This window comes from Marivirga sericea (genome assembly GCF_900177665.1).
GTDB classification, from domain to species: domain Bacteria; phylum Bacteroidota; class Bacteroidia; order Cytophagales; family Cyclobacteriaceae; genus Marivirga; species Marivirga sericea.
This window is the reverse complement of sequence record NZ_FXAW01000001.1, coordinates 95,744-119,996: the sequence shown is the minus strand read 5'-3', so window position 1 is coordinate 119,996 and position 24,253 is coordinate 95,744. Positions and strand designations below refer to the sequence as shown.

Sequence of the window (24,253 nt, the reverse complement as noted above, 5' to 3'; positions counted from 1 at the left end):
AAATGTGTATTTTAATACTACTCGCTTTTTAACACTTTGGCAGGATTGCTCAATGCCACTTTAGTGGAATGATAAGCAACCGTGATCCAGGCAATAACAAAAGCCGCTATTCCGGATAGCGCAAACAATTCCCATCCAATTGAGATTCTGTAGGTATAACTTTCCAGCCAGCTTGAAATGCCCCACCATGCCAATGGCACCGCAATCAGGAAGGCGATCACCACCAGCTTTGAAAATTGCTTGGACAGCATAAAAACTATTCCATTGATACTTGCTCCTAACACTTTTCTGATCCCTATTTCTTTAGTACGCTGCTCTGCCATAAAGGAGGCCAAAGCGAATAACCCCAAGCAACCGATCATAATGGCCAGACCCGCGAATACAGTGAAAATTTTACTAAGCCGAATCTCTGAATTATACATATCATTAAATTCCGCATCTAAGAAATTATAACTAAAGGGTAAGTTGGACCCAAACTGGTTCCATACTCCTTCAATGCCTTTTAATGAAGATTGAATATCATTCGTTTTCAATTGAACAGCTAATACACTACTGTTATCATTTAATTGGAAGGCCAGTGGGCCAATATCATTTTTCAGTGACTCGTAATGAAAATCCTTTACTACTCCTAACACTCTATAGGTATCAAATTTTTCGTTAGAAAACTGTCCTGTCTCCTCATCAAATGCATTGGTCTGTATGTGATTAATTGCCTCCATATCCGTAAAGCCAAAAGCTCGAAAAGCTGCTTCATTAATAATTACAGCAGAAGAATCGGATGCAAGGTCGGGCTTGAAATCGCGTCCCCATATTAAATCCATTTGGTAGGTCTCCAAATAATTATGATCAACTGACCAAATTTGAGTACCTACGACATTATCTTGAGTAGGTGGCTGCCCTTCACGCCAAAAGGTATTATCACTTCGATTATACCCGCTAACGGGTAAAAAGCCACTATAAGATGCTGCTGCTACATTAGGGAGCTTCTGCACTTCTTTTTTAAATGCTTGCCTTTGCTCATTTAGCATATAAGCATCATTTACCAGCAATACACGCTCCTTTTTAAAGCCTAATTCCTTATTTTGAATAAAGTTGATTTGTTGGTAGATCGCTATAGTCCCAATAATCAGTAGAATACTTATGAAAAATTGAAAGACCACTAAGCCACTTCTAATAAAAGCATTACCAGACCCTAATGATACCTTTCCTTTTAGCGTTTCAACTGGTTTAAAGGAACTCAAATAAAATGCTGGGTAAAGCCCGGCTAAGAGCCCTACAAACAAGGCCAGCACAAACAAGCCCCCAATAAATAGCAAATTGACATCAGGCATTACTAAAGTCTTACCAGTAATATTATTGAAAACTGGCAAAACCAAGATCACTAACAATATACCCACTAAGAAGGATATAAAACTCACCATGATAGATTCCACTAGAAACTGCCTAATCAAATTTAATTTTCTCGAGCCTAAGGCCTTTCTTACTCCTATTTCCTTGGAGCGATTAGATGAACGAGCAGTGGATAAGTTCATGAAATTAATGCAGGCCAAAATGATAATGAAAATAGCAATAGCAGCAAATAGATAGATGTAGTCCTTATTCCCCATCAACCCGATATCTATTGTAAAATCGGAATTCAAATAGACGTCCTTGAGTGCTGTAACTTCAACCACATAATAATTTCCAAGGGCCTCAAGCTCCTGCAAGCTTTTCCCCATAAACCTCATGATTTCCGGTTCTAAATAGACATTTACCGCCTCATTAATTTTAGTTTGCAGTGCCTTTGGATCCACATTATCATCCACAGTAAAATAGGTGTAAAAATTATTACTGGTAAAGGATGTGTTTTGAGCTCTGCTGAGGTTGGCCATTGACATCAAAAAGTCAGCCTGAAAATGAGAATTTGATGGAAAGTCCTCAAAAACACCTGTGATCATATACCTATCTTCTCCATCTAAAATCAAAGATTTATTTATGGCACTTTGGTTAGGGAAGTACTTATTTGCCATCCGCTTACTTATCGCTATAGTATTTGGACCGTTAAACTGGCTTTCTGGTTTTCCTTCTAAAAGAGGAAAGCTAAACACCTTAAAAAATCCCGAATCAACGAACATCAGTCCTTCTTCTTTGAAAGACTCATCAGAATCTGCGCGCTTCACTAAATAAGACCCTGAAGTTCTAATTCTTATCGCCTGATTCACCTCGGGTATTTCATTATTTAAAACCGAAGCTAAAGGAGCCGGTGTAAAGGGAAAACTGGCTTCATTGTCCCCAATCTTTAAGTCTCTAGTCGCCCTAAAAATGCGATTTTCATGAAATTCATCGTAAGAAAGCTCATTTGAAACATACAAGAAAATCAGCATACTACAGGCTACACCTACTGATAAACCCGTAATATTGATAATGGAATAAAGCTTATTTTTAATAAGGTTTCTCCAGGCGATTTTTAGATAGTTTTTGAACATTTTCTTTTTCTTTAAGAGTGTGTAGAAAATTGATTATTCCTCCTTCAAACTTTTCACAGGGTTCATATAGCTCGCTTTAATCGTTTGAAAGGAGACTATGGTGATGGTGAATATCAATCCTAGAAGGACAGTCGTAATCAATACACCCAGGCCGGGAACCGCTTTCACTTCAAACTGATCCAACCATTTGCTCATAAGCCAATAACTGACAGGCAAGGCCAAAACAATACCTATTGTGGTGATTTTCAAGAATTCCTTATTAAACATCAGAGAGATATTAGCTGGACTGGCACCCATCACTTTTCGAATCCCAATCTCCTTTAAGCGACCCGTGATAGCTAGTGAAGCTAAAGCAAATAAGCCCATAGATGCTATGATAATGGCGATAATAGCGGCCATGGCAATCATTTTCCCTAATCGTTGATCGGCTTCATATTGTTGTTGAATAGACTCATCGAAAAATTTATAATCAAATGGCTCATCAGGAAATAAATTCACCCATTCGTCTTTTAGGCTCGAAAGCACTTCCTCATAATCATTGCTGCCAGCTTTCACAAATACCGTAGGACTCATTCCTCCCGGTATGTTTAATGTATTTATACCTGAAAGACCCACATCCGGGCTCATGGCCATCATCACTGGTTCAATTTCGGAGTATAATGCGGCATGGTGAAAATCCTTTACAACCCCTACAATTCGGTGATCATCATAACTGCCCGGGCTGCCTACTTGTGCTTGCAAAGGGCTTTCCATCTTTGCTGCCCTTGCGAAGGTTTCATTGATAATAAATGCAGTACTATCAGAAGGAAATTCTGTAGAAAGATTTCTCCCTTCCTTAAATTCGTACCCTAATACATTTGCATAGTCTGTGTCAATAATGTTGAATCGATAGTAAAAGGTAGTACCGTCATCTTGTGGAAAACCGGCATTCCACCAACTATTATTCCCATAAGTACTCATGGCTATACCTGCATTAGCAATACCTTCTCGTTTTTTGATGGCTTGCTTATACCGATTGGCTTTCTCAAATGACATCTTGATCCCAGAACCAAAACCTCCACCTGAAGAAACTAGCGGTACTTTTACTTCGAGTATATTGTCAGATGAAAAACCTAAATCATAGGTATTGATTTTCTTCATTTGCTGATACATAATTAAGGTACAAGCCACTAAGAAAAGGGAAATAAAGAATTGAACACCTACTAAAGTCTTTCGCAAATTATGCTTTCCAAAATTGACACTCATTCTGCCTTTCAGCACTTGTATAGGCTTTAAGTTAGACAAGAATAGAGCCGGATAGGATCCTGCCACAATGGTGATTAGAAGCATCAATCCCAGGATAATCGAGACTTGGGTTAGAGAATAACTGATGACCAATGACTTCTCAAATAAATCATTAAAAACTGGTAATAGTAACTGAGCGATCAAGGTACCTAGTAGGGTTGAAACAATGGTCAGAATCAAAGATTCCGTCATGAATTGACCGAAAAGCTGTTTATAAGCAGCTCCCATGGTCTTTCTAACCCCAACTTCCTTGGCGCGTGTTGCTGACCGGCCTATGGCCAAAGTGGTAAAATTGATACAGGCAATCAACATGATCATAAGGGCTACACTAAATAGAATCCACAGCAATTGAGGATCTGTGACGGCCATGCTACCACCACTGATATCCGGATTTAAATGCGCTTCTTTAATTGGTTGCAAATAGAGGGCATAAGTTGCTTCATCATACTGCTCTTGACCAATCCCACTAATGATCATGTTAGGAAACTTTTCCTCTAGTGATTTTAGACTATAGCCTTCCTTTAGCCATACATAGCTCTCACCATAGTTATTAAACCAGCTCTCCAGCCCTTGTTGGCCAATGTAGGTACTCAAATTTTGATCGGAAATCAATAATCCGAAATTGATGCTGGAATTCACGGGCGGGTCTGCTAAAACAGCTTTGACTTCGTAAGCTTCATAGGTCTTTCCTAATTGAATCAGTAGAGATCTCCCAAGAGGGTTCTCCCGGCCAAAAAATTTCTTTGCCGTACTTTCAGTGATTGCAACAGAATACTTGTCTTCCAAAGGGTTTTCACTACCCTTTAACACAGGAAAAGAAAACATCTTTAAGAAATCAGGCCCTACAATAGTGGTTTGTTGCAGCAATGCATTTTCTCCCTCAGTTTTAGTTAAATTACTAGTGGAAATAACATGAGAGGTCCCTACTACTTCTTCAAAACTAGACTTTATTGCATTGGGAGCCGCCATGGGTGCAGAGGCCGATAGAGAAACTTCTCCTGGCTGAACTTCTTCCTCCCACAACACACGTGCAATCTGGTCTCCCCTTTCATGAAATTTATCAAAGGAGAACTCATCTTGGATAAAAATAAATAACAAAATACTGATACCTAAACCCAGCGAGAGCCCAATGACATTAATTCCTGTATATAACTTATGTTTGATTAAGTTACGGAAAGCGATTTTTATATAGTTTTTAAGCATGATCTTCTGTGTTTACAATGAGCTTATTCATCTTTTAAAGAATTAACTGGATTCAGGTTGGCTGTTCTGTACGCCTGGCCAATCACTGTTACAATAGCAATGACCAGTGCGATAATCGCTGTTATTATAAAAGTATCAGCTGATATAGCAGTGCGATAATCAAAGTTCATGAGCCAGGCACTCATGAGGTACCAAGAAACCGGGATAGCAATAACAATCGCAATTAATACTAATTTCACAAAATCGCTTGAGAGCAAAACCAAAATACGTGATACTGAAGCTCCTAGCACTTTTCTCACGCCAATTTCCTTGCGTCTTTGCTCGGCTGCATAGGCTGATAAACCAAACAAACCTAAGCATGAGATGATGATCGCTAAGCCGCTGAATAAAGTAATCAAGTCAGCGAAGCGCTCTTGTTCTTGATAATTTTTAGCAAAAGCCTCGTCTACAAATTCAAATTCGAATGGAATGTTTGGATAATGTCGACTAAAAAGCTGCTGAATGGAGGCTAAGTTTTCTTTAGTATTCAATTCGGAATTAAGCTTTATATGAAATGTATTAAACCAGCTTGCAGAGCTTTCTATCACCAAAGGAATCGTCTTTGCAAAAGGTGAACCTATCACAAAATCCTTCACCACACCCACTACATGGTATTTTGGTCCATCGGATATAATTTGACCGATGGGTTCTTCAAACCCCATCACTTTTACTGCTTCCTCATTTAATAGGATGGCCGTGGAGTCAGTAGCATATTTCGTAACATCAATATCACGCCCTTCTACCAAAGTAAGACCGAAAATTTCAACGGGTCTTATATCCGAGCCAAAGCGATGAATCAGCTGTTTATTCTCCTCATTCTTGCCTTCCCACTCCATGCCCCAACTATTGGTAGTGCTGTGAGTAATGGGCGACATAGATTTCGTCATCCCTTCGACCAACTTAAGTTTGATGGCCTCCTCCCTAAAAGAACCAAACCCCTTCTCAATCTCTTCATTCATATTATGATACACTAGCTGAGATTGATCATAGCCTTTTGATCTGTTCTGTGCATATTCAATCTGTTGCTTGATGATAAATGTGGAAGCAATCAAAACAATAGCAAAAGTAAACTGACTTACCACCAATATTTTACGGGGAGAAAACTGTGATCCTGACTTTTTAAAACTCCCTTTTAAAACTTTTACGGGTTGAAAGGAAGAAAGGAAGAATGCCGGATAGCTGCCTGCAAGCAGAGCGGTTATCAACACGAAACCGACAATGCCTGACCAGAAAACAACATTGGTAAAAGGCATGCTGAATTGTACTCCTGTAAGCGTATTAAAAGAAGGTAAAAGCAACTGCACTAGTATAAAAGCGAGCACGGCACTGAAAGCTGTGAGCAAAAAAGACTCGATCAGAAATTGGCTTACCAGCATTCCCTTGTGTGCTCCTGAAAGCTTCCTTATGCCGACTTCCTTGGCTCTTTTTTCACTTCGGGCAGTGCTTAGGTTCATGAAATTGATACATGCAATTGCGATGATCAAAATAGCGATCATCCCGAAAAAATAAACCAAATCAATTTTTCCACCTACAGGAACTCCATTGACAAAATCACTTCTTAAATACAATTCCTCCAAAGGATACAGGAAAACCTCTGTGCTGCTTCCGCTACGATGAGCCATAGTGACACCTTTTACTTTTTCATTGAGCTGAGAAACATTGACCCCTTTCTCCAACTCTACATAAGTGGCAACAGAATTATTGCTCCAACTATTATCGGAATAGCCTATCTGCACCATTAATGACCAGGGTATAAGCGCTTCAAAATCAAAATCTGTATTATCAGGTAAGCTTTTTAAAACCCCTGTCACTTTTAACTCCATTCTGTTTTCCACTTTCACCATTTGGTTAACAGCATCTTCTTTACCAAAAAGCTTCAATGCCAGCTCTTCGGTAATCACTACTGACATGGGCTCATCTAAAGCGCTTCTGAGATCTCCAGAAATAAGAGGGAAACTAAACATCTGCAAAAAGGTAGAATCAACAAAAGCAGAATTCCCTTTTAAATTAGTCTCCTCTTTTTTGTAGATTAAGTTCCCCGCATTACTGTAGCGTGCCATGTTATTAATTTCAGGATAGTCCTGTTTTAGAACAGGACCTAAAGGTTTGGGCGTGGTCGTCCAGCACCAGATTTCTCCGTCCACTTTATCCCTATTCCAAGCCTGATAAATTTGCTCACCCTTCTCATGAAATCGATCCACACTGACTTCGCGCATAATCCATAATCCGATAAGCATTGCACCCGCCATGCCGACAACCAAACCGGTAATATTGAGGAGGGTAAATCCTTTGTTTCTAGTAAGGTTTCTAAGAGCGATTTTTATGTAGTTCTTGAGCATTTTGGTCCAGTTTACTTTTTCAATTTTTTTAAATAGCGGAGCTAGAAATCTTTTACTTCTATTTTTTTGTATTTTAAAACAGTTCTAAATATCCTCATTGATTACTCATCTTTCAGTACTTCTGCAGGATTTCTGTTAGCTGCATTAAATGAATGAAGAATGACAATGCAAAGACATAAAAACAATGCTATTGTACCAGATAACAAATAAATACCTATTGGCATGGAAATTCTGTAGTAGAAATTGCTCAACCAGTCGTTAAGGAAATACCATGCAGGATAAATAGCTAATAAGAATGAAACGACCATTAGTAAGGCATACTCTTTAGAAACCAATAGTAAAATATCAGCAATGGATGCACCCAAAATTTTACGGATACTTATTTCTTTTAACCTTTGTGAAATAGTAAAAGAAACCAAACCAAACAAGCCCAATGCGCTTAAGAAAATAGCAAGTGCGGTAGCGAAGAAGAGTATTTTCCTTAGCCTAAATTCATTTTTGTAAAAATTAGCAACAGTTTCATCTAGAAATTGAAAGCTTTGTGCTTCGTTAGGGTAGATTTTTTTATAGCTTTTTTGGAGATCATCTAAAGTGGCAGGAATATTTACTTCAGATGCCAATTTAATATTGACATTGAAACTTGTTTCGCTGAAAGTAAACATAGTAGGTTTCACTGCTTCATACATAGATCTGGTATGGATATCATCAATTATTCCTACCACAATTAATTCGGAACCTCTATAATTAAGTGGCTTACCAATGGCTTCTGCAGGACTACCAAACCCTATTTTTTTTAAGGCAGCATTATTAAGGATAATTTCATTTTTACTATTTCGAAAATACCTTCCAGCTAAAAGTGGTACTTCATGTAATCGCAAATAGGAAGTGTCCGACATTTTCATTTGTAATTCTACCTCTTCCAACTCACCACTTGTTTCATGTCCTACTGTGGCAGTAAAGAGCGACCCGGACATGAGCTCATCAAAACTTAAACTAACAGCATCTACTCCGGGGACTATAAGTAATTCATTTTTTAAGGTGCTGTTTTTAGCAAAGCTGCCATTGCGTGGTGTATCAATATAGACTATCGCCTCTTTCTCATAACCTAAATCCTTGTTCAACAGAAAATTCATTTGCGATTTAATAGCTAGCACCACAATGATGAAAACTATTGAAAAACCAAATTGAACAACAATGAGGTTTTTTCGAAGGAAATAGTTTATATCAAATTTTTTACGTTTACCAATTTTGCTTTTTAGAGCTTTTACGGGCGAATATTTCGAAATCACAAAGGCAGGATAAATTCCACAAACAAATAAAACAAAGAGTGAAACTGTCAAAACGAAAGCGATATTCTCCCAAGCGAAAAAATTTAAATGAAATCCGCTTGGCAATAAATTTTCGAAATAAATAACGACCACATGGCTCAATAGAATAGCACTAATAATGGCGAACAAAATGATTAAATAAGTCGCTAATAGAAACTGCCCAATCAATTGTTTTCTTGAGCTACCTAGCGACTTTCTGATACCTACTTCCTTTGATTTCAATTGAGCCTGAGCGGTTTCCAAATTGATAAAATTTACACATGCTATGATCAGGATCAGAAATCCTATGATCATGAGTCCATTTAAAGTCTTCTTATTCCCTACATGACCGTTGAAGGTGCTCGAAAAGTGGACTTCTTGTAAGGGCTCCAGATCAAAACCAGTCATCCAATCATTCTCCGGACTCACATATTTTTTATGAACGGCAGCCAACCCGTCAAGTGTGGCTTCCTTCTGTTGGGGTAAAAGCTTAACAAACATTTGGCTCAAAGTGCTTAATGAAGACCAATTATCTTCTCCCTGCTTATTGAAAACAGTGGAGTAAGATATGAAATCGGTAAACACAAAATCAGATGTTTTGGTATGGTTGGCCACTACTCCTTTTACAATCGCCCGAATGGTATCTCCGTATAATAATTCATTTCCAATAATTTGATTCAGTGACTGGTTTCCAAAGTATTTTTTAGCAGATTTAAGCGTTAATACCACTGTATTTGGTTCATCTAAAGCGTAAGAAGCTTCTCCTGCCAGCCACTTATAATTGAATAGTTCGAAATAACCATTATCTACATAGCTCACATGATCAGTTACACCAAGATTCTTAGATTCATCTCCAGACCTAACTGTTAACTTGCCGGCATCATACAAGGGGGCAGTAATTTCTATGGAAGGAATTTCATTCTTTAAGGCTTCATTTAAAGGTTGAGGTGTTCCTGGACTAATACTAATCATACGGCCATAATCCACCATAGTATTAACCCTATAAATTTGATCGCCATCCTGATGAAAGCTATCAAAGCTATACTCAAAATTTATTAATTTAAAGACTACAAAACAGGATGTAATCCCAATAGCCAATCCAAATACATGGATAAAATGGCGTAATGGATACCTTTTAATGTTCCTGACAGCGATTTTGATATAGTTTTTTAGCATAGCGGTTCTTTATCTACAATTGGAATAGTACTCTAAAAATATATTTTACACATGGAATTGCTCCCTGATATTTTCTGTGACCACTTTTCCATCAAATAAATTGATTACTCTGTGCGCATAGTTTGAATCGTGTGGAGAGTGCGTTACCATCACAATAGTGGTTCCTTCATTATTCAATTGCTCCAAGAGCTTCATCACTTCTTCACCATTGGCTGAATCCAAATTACCCGTTGGTTCATCGGCCAAAATCACATCCGGCTTGGCCACGATGGCTCTGGAAATGGCCACCCTTTGCTGCTGACCTCCTGAAAGCTGCTGCGGAAAATGATTTCTTCGGTGCATGATATTCATTCTGCCCAGCACTTCCTCTACTTTTGTTTTTCGCTCTGCTGCTGGCACTTTCATGTATAGTAAAGGCAGTTCCACATTTTCAAAAACCGTTAGTTCGTCAATCAAATTAAAGCTTTGAAATACGAATCCTATTGACCCTTTTCTTAGCTGTGCTCTTTGCCTTTCGGAATAGTCTGAAACTTCGTGATCCACAAAGTGATACTCACCTTCGCTAGGATTATCCAATAGGCCTAAAATATTCAGCAAAGTAGATTTCCCACATCCTGAAGGCCCCATGATGGCGACAAATTCTCCCTTCTTTATTTCTATGTTAATACCATCCAAAGCCGTAGTTTCCACTTCTTCTGTGGTGTATAATTTTTTCAGCTCTACCGTTTTAATTACATGATCCATATTTTTTCGTTTTATAAATTATCAAGTTGACAGGTTGGCAAGTTCTACTTCCGTCCTATTCCAATTTATGTTTATCTACTTTTATTAGTCATCCAATGTCCCGCCAATTGGCGGATTAAGGGGCTTTCTAATATTTATATAATCTATTTCCTAATTTCATTTCATCAATCACATCACCCTTCACCCAACACCCCTCATCCATCTTCCATCTTCCAACTTCCAGCCGTAACCGCTCCGACCTTCGGTATTGACCTATGTGGTATCACCCTTCATCCATCACCCTACACCCAACTTCCTTCTCCAGTCGCACCCACCAGTCCCCCCTTTGGGGGCTAGGGGGCTATTTCATCACTCACCCAACTTCCAAATCCCTACTTCCCTCAGCCAATTTTCAGCCAGGTCTGACCTTCGGTACTGACCTCATTGCTACCACCCATCATCCCTCATCCAACTTCTAACTTCTAACTCCCCACTTCCCTTTCCATTCGCACCCACCCAGTTCCCCGCCAGCTGGCGGGTTAGGGGGCTTTTGGGGTCTATGGGGCTACTTCAACTCCAACTTCTCATTATCCCCATAATTATCATAACCTGACACAATCACTCGTTCACCAGCTTCCAGGCCTTCCATCACTTCATAGTAATCGGTATTTTTACGGCCTAATCTGATCGCTTTCTTATAAGCAACCGAAGCATCTCCCTCACTAATCACATAAGCCCAATTACCGCCTGTATCTTTGTAAAATCCACCTACCGGCAGCAGCAATGTCTCTTCAGTAGCGCCCAATTCAAGCTTAATTCTGATGGTCTGCCCTCTCTTGATACCAGATGGACTTTCCCCTGCAAAAACCATATCTACCTCAAATCTTCCATTGCTAATAGTTGGATAAATCTTATCGATGATGAGTTGATACTCAGCCCCTGAAAAAGTAAAACTTCCTTTCTGGCCGACATCTACTCTAGGCAGATACAATTCGTCTATACCTACTCTTACTTTATAATTGTTCATGACATCAATTTGGCCGAGTCGCTGACCTGAAACTACTGACTGCCCTACCTCCAATTGCGGAGTGGAGAGCTGACCGTTTCTGGTGGCTTTGAGGGTCAAATTATTGAGGATATTCCCGACAGCATCAAGGCTGCGTTGCATTCTTGACTCTGAATTAGCCAGTTGGCGTAATTGATACACTCGGGCGATGGAATCGTTCTTATAGCTTTTGTAGGTCAACTCTCTTCTTCTGCGATTGTATTCGTATTCCTCTTTCACCTGCTCAAATTCTCTTTCCGAGATCAGCTTACTTTCATAAAGGGTATTAAATCGGGAATACTGAGGCTTTAATAATTTCAATTGATAATCGATTTCCGCTAATTGCGCTTGTTGGCTCAAATCATTTTGATCTAAAAGCAATCGGGTTTGTCTTAAATTATTGATTTGCTCATAGAGCTGGGTTTCACGCTGCATGACTTCCAACTGAAGATTAGAATTGGTTAAAGTCAAAATGGTATCGCCCTTTTCCACTTTGGCTCCCGATTCTCGGGTAATATCCGCAATAATACCTCCTTCTATGGCGTCCAGGAAAAAAGTTTGGCCCGGCTCAATATTGCCGGTAACCGGAATAAAATCCTTGAACTCGCCCATTTGCACAGTAGCGATGCTCAATCGGTCTTTATCTACATTAAGCGTGGAACGGTTATCAGCAAAAAGCAATTGGTACACAATGAGGCTCAACACGAGCACTCCCACCCCAATCATTAGTAACCTTTTGGTCGTCCACTTTTTTTGTACAATTTTCTTATCCATCTAATTTTTGTAATAATGCAAATTCACTTTTACCAACTCTGTGCCAAGTATCATAAAAGTAGCTTTAATTGCATTTAAAGGCAAAAATCAGGATATGCCTGCGTTCATAATAGCACGCGAACGTCCGATTTCGGACGTGGTGATTTTTGCGAATAAGCCAAGGAGATTTGGGGAGAGAAAGGATGAGGTTTAGATCATTTTGGCCTACCTCCATGTAAAATATGGCGAGAACAAGAAGCTATATTCTTAGCTCACAGAAGAAAACTTAAAAATAGTTAGTCTAAAAAAGTGTAATATTCATTTATTTAAGTGAATAATATTAAGCAAAAGTTATGTCCGGTCTTTTCTTCTACAGCAAGTAAGGCTATACAAAGAGAATTTGTTCCATTGAAATCCTAAAACCTATTTTCATATATTTTTTGACTATAAACCAAATAATATATGGTTAAGAATACATATATTTACTCAAACAGAACAATCATTTGAGAACTATTGAGAATAAATCTTACACCACAATTACATTGCCTTAATAATTACATCATATCATGGATAGTTATAATTCAAAATAACTACCACATCTTTGCAGAGTCAAAAAACAAAAACAAAAAAAGACGATGAAAAAATTATTAGTAGTTGCGTGTATTTTATTTTCAAGTTTATCAATAATTGCAAATGACAAGGATGATAAAACAGTTGTTGCAAAATTTAAGGTAACCACCAACAAAACAGACAAAATGGCGAACCTTACTTTTATTCCTTCTAACTCTGAAAAAGTAACGGTAAAGATTTTAGATGAAAAAGGAAACGTGATATTCAAGGAGCAAATCCTGAATAAAGATGGGTTTAGCAGACCTTACAACTTGAGCCAATTAAATGGTGCACAGTATACTATTGTTGTTAAAGAAGGCAACTCAACTTACGAAGAAAAAATTTCTATAGGAACTACAGAAATAACTGCTACATCTAATGCTTTAGTAGCTACTGCCAGCAGAACTGACAATAACAAGGTGGAACTTAAGGTTCTACAAACTGATGCCAATCCGGTTTTCATCACTTTGAGAGATGAGTCTGAAAATATCATTTATGAAGCAACAGTAACAGACATGGTAAGCTTCATTCAGAAATTCAACATTTTACAAGCTCAAGGAGCGTTATATTTCGAAGTTAAAGCTGCTGATGTAGTGAAGAATATCGAATTGTAAGAAAAGACTCTTAATAAGATTTGTTTAGGTTAACAATTAGGCCCGCGAAAGCGGGTCTTTTTGGTTCAAGTGAATTGTCCTAAAATTACTTTACAAACGAGGCCGAGGGGGAGACATTTTAAGAAATGAAATACTATGATTGAGATCGAACCAAGCAACTACCGGATCAGAGACCATAAGAATGCCACTACAAATGTTTTCCAAACACTTAATTATCCATTAGATTGCTAGAAATAGATAACAAAGCAATATATTTGAAGGCATGTTAAGCATGTTTTGCCTAAGTAAAAAAAGTGGCTCCAGAATAAAATAATCTGATTTAATGGAAATAAAATTCATAAATAGGTCTAATAATAGTGTAGAAATAGAAAGACCTCCAGGAGAAAAGTTATTAAATTTTCTATATCATAATCTCCTTGGAGAAAGATTAATTTTGCCGATAGCCAAGCAAAAATTTATTTCAGAATTGTATGGGAAAAGAATGGACAGCCCCAGATCTAAAAAAAGAATTGAACCCTTTGTGAAGTCTTTGAAGATCGATATGTCAGAGGCACAGAAACAAATAGGCGAATTTGAAACCTTCAATGATTTCTTTTACAGAAAGTTAAAGCCAGGAGCTAGACCGATAGAAGAAGGATTGGTCTCGCCCGGAGATGGTAGACTTTTAGCATTTGAAAATATTTCTGAGCTATCCACTTTTTTCGTGAAGGGCAAAACATTCACTTTAAAAGAATTTTTACGAAATGACACCTTAGCTGAAGAACACGCGAATTCATCAATGGTCATTTTGAGGCTAGCACCCAATGACTACCATCGGTATCATTTCCCATATGATGGAGTTCCAACACAAACAGAAGAAATAAAAGGCGTTTATTATTCGGTATCGCCTATTAGCGTCAAAGAAAAATTCACAGAAGTTTTCACGGAGAATAAAAAAGAGGTCTGCAAATTAAAAACAACAGAAAGAGGCGAAATTTTGATTATTCCAGTTGGAGCAACTATGGTAGGTAGTTTGAATTCAACATTTGAAGCTGATAAATCGGTCAAAAAAGGAGAAGAAATGGGCTACTTTGCCTTTGGAGGTTCCACTGTTGTTTTGTTATTCAATTCTAAGTCATTTGAATTGGACAAAGATTTAATTGAGAATACTAAAAACAATTTAGAGACCTACGTGAAAATGGGAGAAAAAATAGGGACCGCACTTTGAAAATAATAGTTCTGCTGCCTTTAAGCAATATTTGAGTTAATGCGACCTTATTGCATAGCATGAATGGAACGCGAACGTTCAGCTATACCTCTCTTTCAAGAAATCAGTGATTTTCATTTCAAATTTAGCATAAGGAGTAAAAATAGCACTTATAAAGCCTAAAATTGCCGATACAAATAAGTTAGGGCAACATGCATCGACATTTATTTCCTGATCTCTAACGGTAATTTGAGCACCGATTAAAGAAGACTTTTGAACGATTATACTTTTTTGTGAATTAGACCCTAAAGTATAAACTGAGTAGCCTGAAAATTGAGTCTTTAAAGCCTCTATCAACTCACTGAATTGAGGTAGTTGTGATCCTTGAACAATCATAGTCTTTTTATTTCCTGATTGACTAAGATACAAATTAATAACTAATTATTCTGATTTTCTGCGTTCTTGAAATGCTCCGCATGGTGATTAAATTTACCAAAGTGGCAACTATTCCCTCTTTGCAAAGGGGAATTATAAAACATGAGTTTTTAACTCAAAAGCTAATCTTTACTAAATCAGTTCTTCAAATATAATCTCTTTCTAAACTTAATAAATATTTGGCTACATTCTCTACAATTAAACTTATAGGATTCTCAATAATATTACATTTCAAATGCTAGGATTAAGCATTTTCCTGAGATACGAGGTCGAATGGGGCTTTTGAAAGACTATTCAATCCGCAGGTATATTCTATTTTTTAGTCATTAATGCTAGCTCACTGTCCAAACATTTTTATTCTTCTATGTAGAATGTATCTGTATAGAAAATTAAATTTTCATCGTAAGTTCTGGTAATGTATCCTTCTTCATCATATTCATAGGTATAGCTTTTAACTACACTTGGTGCCTCTAATATAGTTTGTGAACTAGTGCTGGGGTTATTTTCCGTTAGTTTTAAGCCTAATATTCTAAGAATATCTCGATGTATAACCTCAACAACAATTCCATCTGGGTCTGTTTTTTTATCAGTATCAAAGTTAGAATACCTATTTACAACAGCTCTATTATTAAAAGTAACAGCTATTAAATTTTGGTTCAAATCTCTACTTAAAAAAGTAGTATCAATGTAACTACCTCCATAATTTGTGATTATTGCATCAACAAAGCCATTTGAATGTGCTATTTCTATTTCTACATCATCCGATATTAGATCTATGGTATTGTCGTTTGAGGAAACGTTATAGGTTATCTCAGTATCAGTATCATTTGGATCTTCATAGTCATAAGCATCAGTTATCGTGGATACTGTAGATTCAGAATAAGCAACGCTGACAACCCTTTCAAAAGGTGCTGCACCGCCCATATACTTATTAGCTACAATAGATTCGATCCTGTTATCTGAATCATAGTTTATGACTTTGTCAAAAAACAAACCATCCCTATACCTCTCTACTTTTTTAAATATTTTTATATTCTCCTTTTCAATTAAATCATCTTCAGCTGAGCAACCCACTAAATAAAAGCAAGTAATCAGTACAATAATAAAATAATTTCTTTTCATCTGATGCATTTTAAATCGTTTCTAATGATGGGTATTAGAAACGTGGTTTAGTATGAAATATAAGAGGAAAAAGTGAGATTTATACTATCTCTACAACTAAAAAAAAATATGTTTACTTTCCTTAAATGCCCCGCATGGTGGTCCAGATTGCCTAACTACAGCATCAAATGAACATCTAACAAGCATTTTCCACCTTAATAATCAATTCTAGTAGAATAAAGGTAATGATGCGGTTCCTTCCCTCCCGCATTTCCCCTTCTAGTCTTCGTTTTCAAGGAGGATTAAAAAAAAAAACGGAGTTTTTAACTCAAGAAGCTAATCTTTACTAAATCAGTTCTTCTAATATAATCTCTTGCTGAACTGTCTAAACATTCTGCTGCTTTGGTTGAAATTAAGGCTTTTTGCAAGATTTTTATGAATAAAGCATTTCAAATTGCTAAGATTAGGCATCCTAGGTACAAACGAGGACGAGTTGGGACAAGCATGTTCCATGCATTAACATGTAGGATCTTGACCTGAAATCCCTCAGATGGACAATAAAATGGCTCAAGGGAGCGGATAAGCCATTTTCGATAGCGGTTTAGTCAATTGTTATATCGGATATATCATTTTAATGCGCGGTTTAGTGATTTTTTAGTGCGGGTGAATGATTTTAGTAAGCGGGGGAATGATTTTTTAATGCGGTTCAGTCATTTTTCAGTGCGGTTAGATCATTTTATGGGGCGGTTGAGTCATTTTTGGTTGCGGTTTCCTTTCTTTTAGGTTTAAGAGGTATTGGGAATGATTGACCACTATGTAAAACATGACCCTAATGAAGTACTTGCGAAATCAGCTAGGGTGAACAGCACAAGCGGATGCTTGCGCTATTGCAGACTGGTTCAATCTAGCACTCGTTCAAGCGTCCGCTTGGACCAGATAGTTTCAAGAGCTTTGCGTCATTGGGGGGATCATTTCATCCGCATTACAAATGCTTGATTTTACTCATCCTCGTTACAAACGAGGACGAGAGAGGTTCCGTCCTTTTCAGCAAAACCAAGGAATTTTAAAATTCCAACCATTCGTTGTTCAGATGATTTTGTAAATCCAATTGACGACATCCAATTTTTATCAAGCTTCGTTGGTTGTCCTACACTTTGTATTTTAGATAATATTTTTTGGATTGTTCCGGTTGCTGTTGAATAAGGATAATTCATATGTTATATATTTCGGTTTTTCTTAAATTGTTGCCAACGTTTAGTGTAAAATGCGTTTTAATGCATTTTACACAGTGTTATCGGTATTCTAATTTTCTTTCATCATCCAGTTCAATAAACAAACAACGACAATTTCCCTTCCAATGTCCATAAGGTGTCGCTGATTGTGAGATTTAGCGTCAAAGCCACCGAAACTAGCTGAATCCATTTCTAAAGTCAGAGACCCATGGGCAATTGAGGATCTTAAACCGTAGAGATTATCCTTAATTTTCTTCGGAATATCACCAGCATATTTTTCCACGAAATCTCTGAAGGCTTTAGTAGGACCTATGCCGGTAATTGGATCCTCACATTTCTCACAAATGTCATTTAGTATTTTCGTGTGTTCGCAATTATTTTCCTTACAGGGAGCTGTGTTTTTTTGAGTTTCCATTAACACTTCAATAGATTGTATAAGACAATTAAAGGAAATAGATTTTGATACTTTCCATGTCTCATGATGCTTTAACAACCAATATAGAGCCCGATTAATTTTGGTTTTGTTTTCGATAGAAAAATACTTGTCAAGGTTTATATCTACTATTGAAGGGAGATTAATTTCATCATCTGATCCTACACCTAATCTCTGATAGTATTTTTTAAAATCTATTAATTCGATAGATTTCAACCCTTCTACGTTAGCGAAACTATCATAATTGACATCTTTCTCATCTAAACCGAAGCTAGGATTTAAGTACATATTTGTGCGATTCATTGATGTTGGGTGTTTGTAGTCGCAAAACATTTCTATTTCTTCATCAGTAGGATCTCGCCAGTCTGTTGGGACTGAAACCCAAAGTGTATCATTGCTAGTGGCATTTACATCTGTAATACCACCATATAAAAGGAGGTTTAAAATCAAGATTGCGTTTTCTTTTGCTTGCTGCATCCTTTGATTTCTAATTCCATTATTCTTACTTGTTCTGTATTTGAATTCTAGTAAAAATGGAAACGGGAATTTTGATCTACCTGATGCCAAATGTTGGGGTTTTGATTTCAAAGGACATATCTGAATTAGGTCTTTATATCGATAATAACTAGTTAAAGGACTGACTCCTTGTACGACAACCCTTCCAATTTCCAAATCAGATTCTTTGGCAATCTCCCTTAAATCGCTTAGAGCACGTTTTACAAATATCGAGTCCAAAGAGCCCATAATAGACTTGATATGCTCCTTATTGTTGAATTCTACTTTAATCTGATCTGCTAAAAAGAAATATGTGCCATTTTCAGTATGAGCATCACCCTGCTGAAAGTAAGTCAATAAATCACGCTCACTTATGCCAGGAATCTTGAAATGACCTATTAAATTAATTTCTTTCAAATGACGGATATTTAATTACCGATAACGCCACTGTATAAATTCGTGGCTGATTAAAAGTATAAAAATTTGCGTTAACTACCGAGGCAATCCGCAGGATTGGCTTATTAAATTAATTTCATACAATAAGGCCAATCCTTCGGATTGCCGGACTCTCTACGAAGAACCGAAGCAACAATAACCTAGTGAACAGCCATGATTTATACAGAATGTTACCACACGTCTATTCCCAGTACTCATACTTGAAATGTCGTGATATATATCCTCTTACGCTCTTGAGGAGTCCATTTTTTTAGTAATTATAATGTAGTTCATATTCATTTATTCTGTCGTTCATAAATACTGATTTGACTTCAGAATTGATTAATTGTCCGTTATGTTTGAAGATATTTTTCAGGATTTTTTCATTCTCAAACCGCTCTAAGTCTTGATAATCTTTAAATGAAGCAATGTTAATTTCCCCATTTATCAAGAATGAATCTTTTTTTAATTTGGGTTCATAATTGTACCCACTTGTCTTTTTAACATAAAAGCTCTTTTCATATTCTTTAGTTTTTTCATAGACAACTATTGAATCTCTCATTTGCGTTGTAGTCGTCTTGAAGGGATTGTAAAAATACTCTGTGTGATAAATGAAATTTCCCAAGTTCTTTCTAGACGAAATAAGTCTTCCGTCAGGTCCGAATCGGTAAATAATAGAATCTGTTCCTAAAGAATCCTTAATATTGATTAGTCGGTCTAAAGAATCATAATTATAAAGTTTAATTTTCTCTACTGCTTTATTTTTTCTAGTTCTTCGATTGTAAGAAGCACTATACTTTACTGAACGTACTTTTCTTCTAGCTTTATCAAATTCAACTATTTCGGATAAGTCTTTCGGTGAATTAAGATAAACCAAAATTCTTTTTATAGCATGCTTTGCGTATACACTATCTGGTTGCCATCTGTTTTCAATCTGACCAAACGACAGCGTTGGAAAGCTTAAAAGAAATATCAGTATGGTTTCTCTAATTCGCAATTGACTTCTGGTGTAATGGGTGGTAACGTTAGGCTATCAATCGTTTTGATTGGAAATCTTAGTTATTTGATGACCTTTCATAATGATTTGATAGCTGATGTTGTGTTTAGTATATTTTCAATTCCTCCTAAAGTAGTAGAAATAATGGTAATTGAAAAATACGATGTTCCTTTCTTAAATCCTTCATCCTCATCTGCCATGTCAGTTGGAGTCATGACCTAATGGTATATAGCTGGGGCTATGTAATCCGTTGTCATGCCGGTAGAAAGCCCAATCCAATCCCTCATAAAAAGGATTACTTTTTCATTAGCCTCTGAATTCCTTGACTTTATGGCTGGAATCGGCTAACTTCACTCTAAGTTTTTTAACGGTCTCTACCGTTTAGAAGCACACTGCTTCCACGGCTCGCCCGCAAAACTTAGGCCTTTTCAAGGCTAAGCAATCCGCTTTTTATGCCCTCTTTCTGCCAACTGCCTAGCAGAATAATTTTAAGAAAGGAATTAAATACAACAAATCGATAGTAACATAAAAGTTGTCACTATCCTAAAAGATTAAATATAGTGACAATTCGTTTGCCACTATATTTTCTATAATATCCACCGAAACCAAAAAAAGAAAGATTGAATATTTACAGGTTTTGGTTGCAGATGAACTCGAAGGATAAATGTAGGGGATTAATTATAAAATACATCCTAAAAATACAGGAGTTGGTCGAAAAATAAGGGGGTTTTTAGGTTTGATTAAGGGGGTTTTGGTGGGGGAAGGCGAACACATAATGTATAAATCTGTAGATTTGGATTGATTGACTGATTGATTGATTGATTGCCTTGTGAGGATTCAATTTCTTAATTAATATGATAAATTATCTTTATTTCTATTCTGTTTTTATTCACCAATTTGAGTAACGACATCTTCCATAGTATAATGTACAAACCTTTGACCCATTTCGGTTAATTCATATAGATCATTTTCGTCAAATGCAGATTTGTAACTCGATGAACCTGATTTTGATCTTCTGGAAGAAGGTTTCTTTATAAAATTCCCATAGTAGTCAGTTTCTCTATGCTGACGAATAATACCTCCAGTACTTAGGTCTCGTATAAGTAGCTTATATAAATCAGCTTCCACTGAATTTTCAGCAGGTCTCGATTGACTAATGTTACTCCAAATTTGGCTCCTTGTTATCCCTTTGTTTTTGTAGATTTCTTTAATGACCATAAAGTGTGTTTCATGATAGTTTTTAATCCACTCAATGAATAATCGGATCATGTCATCAGTTGATAGACTTGTTGCTGCTGCATTAGTCAACAGTTTTCTAAGGTATTCTTTTTTCTCTACAGTTTCGGCATTGTCCCATTCCTTGAATCCCTTTCGTACTAATGTTAAATATTCTTCAGTTTCCATTCGGTCTTGAACATCAACACCAGATGACTCAAGTTTGTCTATAATTTGAAAAATTGTATTCGCTAATTCTTCAATCTTTCGATGGTGTTCTTCTAACCAAAGTTTTTGAAGGTCATTTACCTTCCCTTGTTCTTTTTCTGAATGAAAAGCTGAACTTGCTCCAATAAAACCTCCAACCCAAGGAATACTGCTAAGAGCAGATATAATGAATCTAGTGATTCTTGATTTCTTTCCTTGATCATCAATCTTGGAAAGTTTAGATTTTATCTCTTCAATGGAATTTATGGTGACAGGTTTCTTCATGTTACTACTCAAAACAAATCAATAGTGATTTTAAACTTATCACTATCCTAAATATTTAAAACTATATCCACTTAAACCAAAAAAAGAAAGATTGAATATTTACAGGTTTTGGTTGCAGATGAACTTGAAGGATAAATGTAGGGGATTAATTATAAAATACATCCTAAAAATACAGGAGTTGATCGAAAAATAAGGGGGTTTTTAGATTTGAATTCAAATTATAAAAATATGCTAGCTTATGCAGCCACCATGCGGAGCATGGCGGGAAAGGGGGTTCCATTTTTTAAAGCACTCTTTCAAATTATTTATCATATTTTAACGGTATATTAAAACTATAATATGCTCCCTTGGCTAGGACCACCTAGGTTTATGGTTTGCAGATGTTGTGTCAAATAACTTAGTTTACATAGTCATTATATAGTTTATCAGCTAAAGTATTTTTACAAATCTCTATTTTTAGATGTTAGGTTTATTCCAAACCCCAAACTAAACCAAGTTTTTTCATTATATATCCAATCTTTTCCTGCGCTGCCTGGGGCATAATCTCTACCAAGCATCATTCCAATATTAAAACCATTCAAATCAATCAACACTCCTAATGACCAAGTAAGACCCAAAGTTGTAGATGTTTCCGTTTCTGGGTTTGTGTTGGAGCTATTTATTGAGAGTAAACTAGTCCCAAGTGTAACAGTTGGTACAGTCAAATAGTATGCATTTGTTTTGCTTATTGGCAGTCTAAATCCAATGTATTGTCCTAAAGTTAAATCTGTAGACAATTCCCAAGGTACAGTTTCTCCGTTTATCTCTTCTTCCGGTCTTATTTTTATTGGTGCCAATAGTGTACCAGAAACTAAACTTGCATTCTTCTTTTTATGAATTTTAGTTAAATCGTCTTGATCAATAAAATATTTTATTTCATCATTCGTAGAATTTACAAAATTATCATCATCTCTAAAGGGATCATTTGAGGATTTTATATCCAAAAATTTTATATACACACTATTATTTATTGTTTCAATATAACGATATTTCAAGCCTGCTTTTGCTGTTCTTTGCTTAACGTTTGCACCTTCAATAAATTTGACTACTAAGTCAACCTGTGTTGTGTAGGATTTTCTTAAAGACCATTCTTGTTCAGCATTTTGCGAGTACGCTAATCCAAAAGTTAGAATAGTAATAAAGATTGCAAAAATCGATGTTTTCATAAAATTCAATTTTGTTATTTGCTATTTTGATAACAGGTGGATAATAACACAAAAGCTGTCACTACCCTACAATACCAGATATAATAAAAACTACATTATCACATCAGCTATAATGCCACTTAAACCAAAAAAAATGAAAAATTGAATAGGTACAGGTTTTGGTTGCAGATGAAATTACAAGATAAAGTTAGTGGATTAATTATAAAATACATCCTAAAAATATAGTAGTTGGTCGAAAAGTAAGGGGATTTTTAGATTTTATGAAGGGTTTTTGGTGAAAAAGGGAAATTTTTAATGGTAAGAAAATTGCTTTTAGAGGGTTTTTTAGACTTTTTTGAATGACTTTCGAGTTTTTGTGATTACGAATAATTCTAGAAAGAACTATACACTTTCTGTTTCATCTATTATGGAAATGAAAGGGAGCACTTTTAAAACCAAAATTTTATAAAAGCACCATCAACATATTTCAATCGATGGTGCAATCATAGGTATTTATCAAAGACCTCTATCAACCAGCTAGTTAATAGTTCCATGACGGACAGCAATATCTGACCACGGTCTTAAATTTGACCAGATTTGTTTTGCCAAAAGCTTCAGCTCAGATTCCAATGCGCTGCAACTATAAATTGCATAATTGGGATCAAACGCATAGTATTTTCCTCTAAACCTGAAAACAGCCAACGCATGTCCTCCACCCATTGAATTTGTTGCGCTTATATAACGAAAATCATTGTCATTCATTTCCGATATTATTGATAAGAACTTTCCCTCACTCGTTGGGTTTTCTCCCTCAAAAGCTTGGAAAGTTGCTTGTCCACCAAGTAATGGCAAAAGGTCTACAGCCCAAGTATAGGTTCCATTCTCAACTTTACTTTGAAGACTATCACAATCTTCAGGCGTAATATTATTAGCAAAATCAATTCCAGCTTGAGCAATTCGTTCAAGCCAGATTGAAGTGGCCGCTTCACACACCCCATTAGGATGTTTCTTCGTTGTATTTTTCCATTTAACAGTATTCATAATGATCAATTTTATGATTAAGGATCTAACCTGGCATATTTTACCGGAATATAATTGAAGCTTGCAGCAAGAGCCGTTCTTAGGTCATTCATTGTGAAATTGGTATTAACTCGCATTAAAACACCTGCATAAGCACCTCCCTTTGCACCATTTCCTGTTCCCCATTGAACTTGAAAGGTTGCATAACCATCCTGTTCTTTCTGAAGATCAATACGTAAGCCTCTCACAAATCCCTTTTCACTTTCCATAGATTTGATAACACCTTCGCTATTTGCATAGGGTGAGTCTACACGTACTGTCGTGAAATCATTAATACTAGATATGCTAATTCCCATATAATTTGCAATTTTTGCGTCTAAATAATCACCTAGAACTAGATTTTTGGTTTTATTAGAGCAATCTGGAGTAAAACTACCTGTCCCTGCATTTGTAATTGTTGCCATGATTTTT

The 24,253-nt window shown here is 36.5% G+C and carries 18 protein-coding genes; 3 read left to right on the top strand and 15 right to left on the bottom strand.

Translation table 11 applies throughout. The annotated features are described in order from the left end of the window. Window positions 1-17: 17 nt before the first annotated feature. The 6 genes from B9Y84_RS00510 to B9Y84_RS00485 all read right to left on the bottom strand — a co-directional run bounded on the left by B9Y84_RS00510 (window position 18) and on the right by B9Y84_RS00485 (window position 12,355). The gene (locus B9Y84_RS00510; RefSeq protein ID WP_085515135.1) at window positions 18-2,465 is read right to left on the bottom strand and encodes an ABC transporter permease; all 2,448 of its coding nucleotides are present in this window, start codon (window positions 2,463-2,465) and stop codon (window positions 18-20) included. Window positions 2,466-2,498: 33 nt separating this feature from the next. After that, window positions 2,499-4,952 (bottom strand): ABC transporter permease, encoded by a 2,454-nt coding sequence (locus B9Y84_RS00505; protein ID WP_085515134.1) that lies wholly within the window; start codon window positions 4,950-4,952, stop codon window positions 2,499-2,501. Window positions 4,953-4,975: 23 nt separating this feature from the next. Continuing rightward, window positions 4,976-7,330 (bottom strand): ABC transporter permease, encoded by a 2,355-nt coding sequence (locus B9Y84_RS00500; RefSeq protein WP_085515133.1) that lies wholly within the window; start codon window positions 7,328-7,330, stop codon window positions 4,976-4,978. A 101-nt stretch (window positions 7,331-7,431) separates the two neighbouring features. Continuing rightward, entirely contained in the window at window positions 7,432-9,813 is a 2,382-nt protein-coding gene (locus B9Y84_RS00495; RefSeq protein WP_085515132.1) for an ABC transporter permease, read from the bottom strand. 45 nt (window positions 9,814-9,858) lie between these two features. Further along, entirely contained in the window at window positions 9,859-10,557 is a 699-nt protein-coding gene (locus tag B9Y84_RS00490) for an ABC transporter ATP-binding protein (protein ID WP_085515131.1), read from the bottom strand. 544 nt (window positions 10,558-11,101) lie between these two features. After that, entirely contained in the window at window positions 11,102-12,355 is a 1,254-nt protein-coding gene (locus B9Y84_RS00485; RefSeq protein ID WP_085515130.1) for an efflux RND transporter periplasmic adaptor subunit, read from the bottom strand. 614 nt (window positions 12,356-12,969) lie between these two features. Between B9Y84_RS00485 and B9Y84_RS00480 the strand changes: the two genes are divergently transcribed. Next, on the top strand, window positions 12,970-13,557 hold the full coding sequence (locus B9Y84_RS00480; RefSeq protein ID WP_085515129.1) for a hypothetical protein: 588 nt from the start codon (window positions 12,970-12,972) through the stop codon (window positions 13,555-13,557). 322 nt (window positions 13,558-13,879) lie between these two features. Next, a complete protein-coding gene (gene asd / locus B9Y84_RS00475; RefSeq protein WP_085515128.1) occupies window positions 13,880-14,764 on the top strand; it encodes an archaetidylserine decarboxylase in 885 nt (294 codons plus the stop codon). A 78-nt stretch (window positions 14,765-14,842) separates the two neighbouring features. Here the strand turns inward: asd and B9Y84_RS00470 are convergent, their stop codons facing one another. From B9Y84_RS00470 to B9Y84_RS00450, 5 genes are all read right to left on the bottom strand, one after another. Next, on the bottom strand, window positions 14,843-15,139 hold the full coding sequence (locus B9Y84_RS00470; protein ID WP_085515127.1) for a hypothetical protein: 297 nt from the start codon (window positions 15,137-15,139) through the stop codon (window positions 14,843-14,845). A gap of 393 nt (window positions 15,140-15,532) precedes the next feature. Further along, a complete protein-coding gene (locus tag B9Y84_RS00465; protein WP_139827902.1) occupies window positions 15,533-16,300 on the bottom strand; it encodes a hypothetical protein in 768 nt (255 codons plus the stop codon). A 977-nt stretch (window positions 16,301-17,277) separates the two neighbouring features. Then, complete coding sequence (locus tag B9Y84_RS00460; protein ID WP_085515125.1) at window positions 17,278-17,493, bottom strand: DUF5343 domain-containing protein; 216 nt, start codon at window positions 17,491-17,493, stop codon at window positions 17,278-17,280. 88 nt (window positions 17,494-17,581) lie between these two features. Next, a complete protein-coding gene (locus B9Y84_RS00455) occupies window positions 17,582-18,856 on the bottom strand; it encodes a hypothetical protein (RefSeq protein ID WP_085515124.1) in 1,275 nt (424 codons plus the stop codon). 289 nt (window positions 18,857-19,145) lie between these two features. Further along, window positions 19,146-19,871, bottom strand: coding sequence for a hypothetical protein (locus tag B9Y84_RS00450; protein WP_085515123.1), 726 nt, complete (start codon window positions 19,869-19,871; stop codon window positions 19,146-19,148). Window positions 19,872-19,886: 15 nt separating this feature from the next. Between B9Y84_RS00450 and B9Y84_RS20365 the strand changes: the two genes are divergently transcribed. Next, entirely contained in the window at window positions 19,887-20,093 is a 207-nt protein-coding gene (locus tag B9Y84_RS20365) for a hypothetical protein (protein ID WP_139827901.1), read from the top strand. A gap of 663 nt (window positions 20,094-20,756) precedes the next feature. Here B9Y84_RS20365 and B9Y84_RS00445 read toward each other — a convergent pair. The 4 genes from B9Y84_RS00445 to B9Y84_RS00430 form a co-directional block, all read right to left on the bottom strand. Next, a complete protein-coding gene (locus tag B9Y84_RS00445) occupies window positions 20,757-21,578 on the bottom strand; it encodes a hypothetical protein (protein ID WP_085515122.1) in 822 nt (273 codons plus the stop codon). Between the two features lie 440 nt (window positions 21,579-22,018). After that, complete coding sequence (locus tag B9Y84_RS00440; RefSeq protein WP_085515121.1) at window positions 22,019-22,783, bottom strand: hypothetical protein; 765 nt, start codon at window positions 22,781-22,783, stop codon at window positions 22,019-22,021. A 516-nt stretch (window positions 22,784-23,299) separates the two neighbouring features. Beyond that, a complete protein-coding gene (locus tag B9Y84_RS00435) occupies window positions 23,300-23,803 on the bottom strand; it encodes a hypothetical protein (protein ID WP_085515120.1) in 504 nt (167 codons plus the stop codon). A 17-nt stretch (window positions 23,804-23,820) separates the two neighbouring features. Then, window positions 23,821-24,246, bottom strand: a complete 426-nt coding sequence (locus tag B9Y84_RS00430; RefSeq protein WP_085515119.1) for a hypothetical protein — start codon at window positions 24,244-24,246, stop codon at window positions 23,821-23,823. Between the last annotated feature and the right edge of the window lie 7 nt (window positions 24,247-24,253).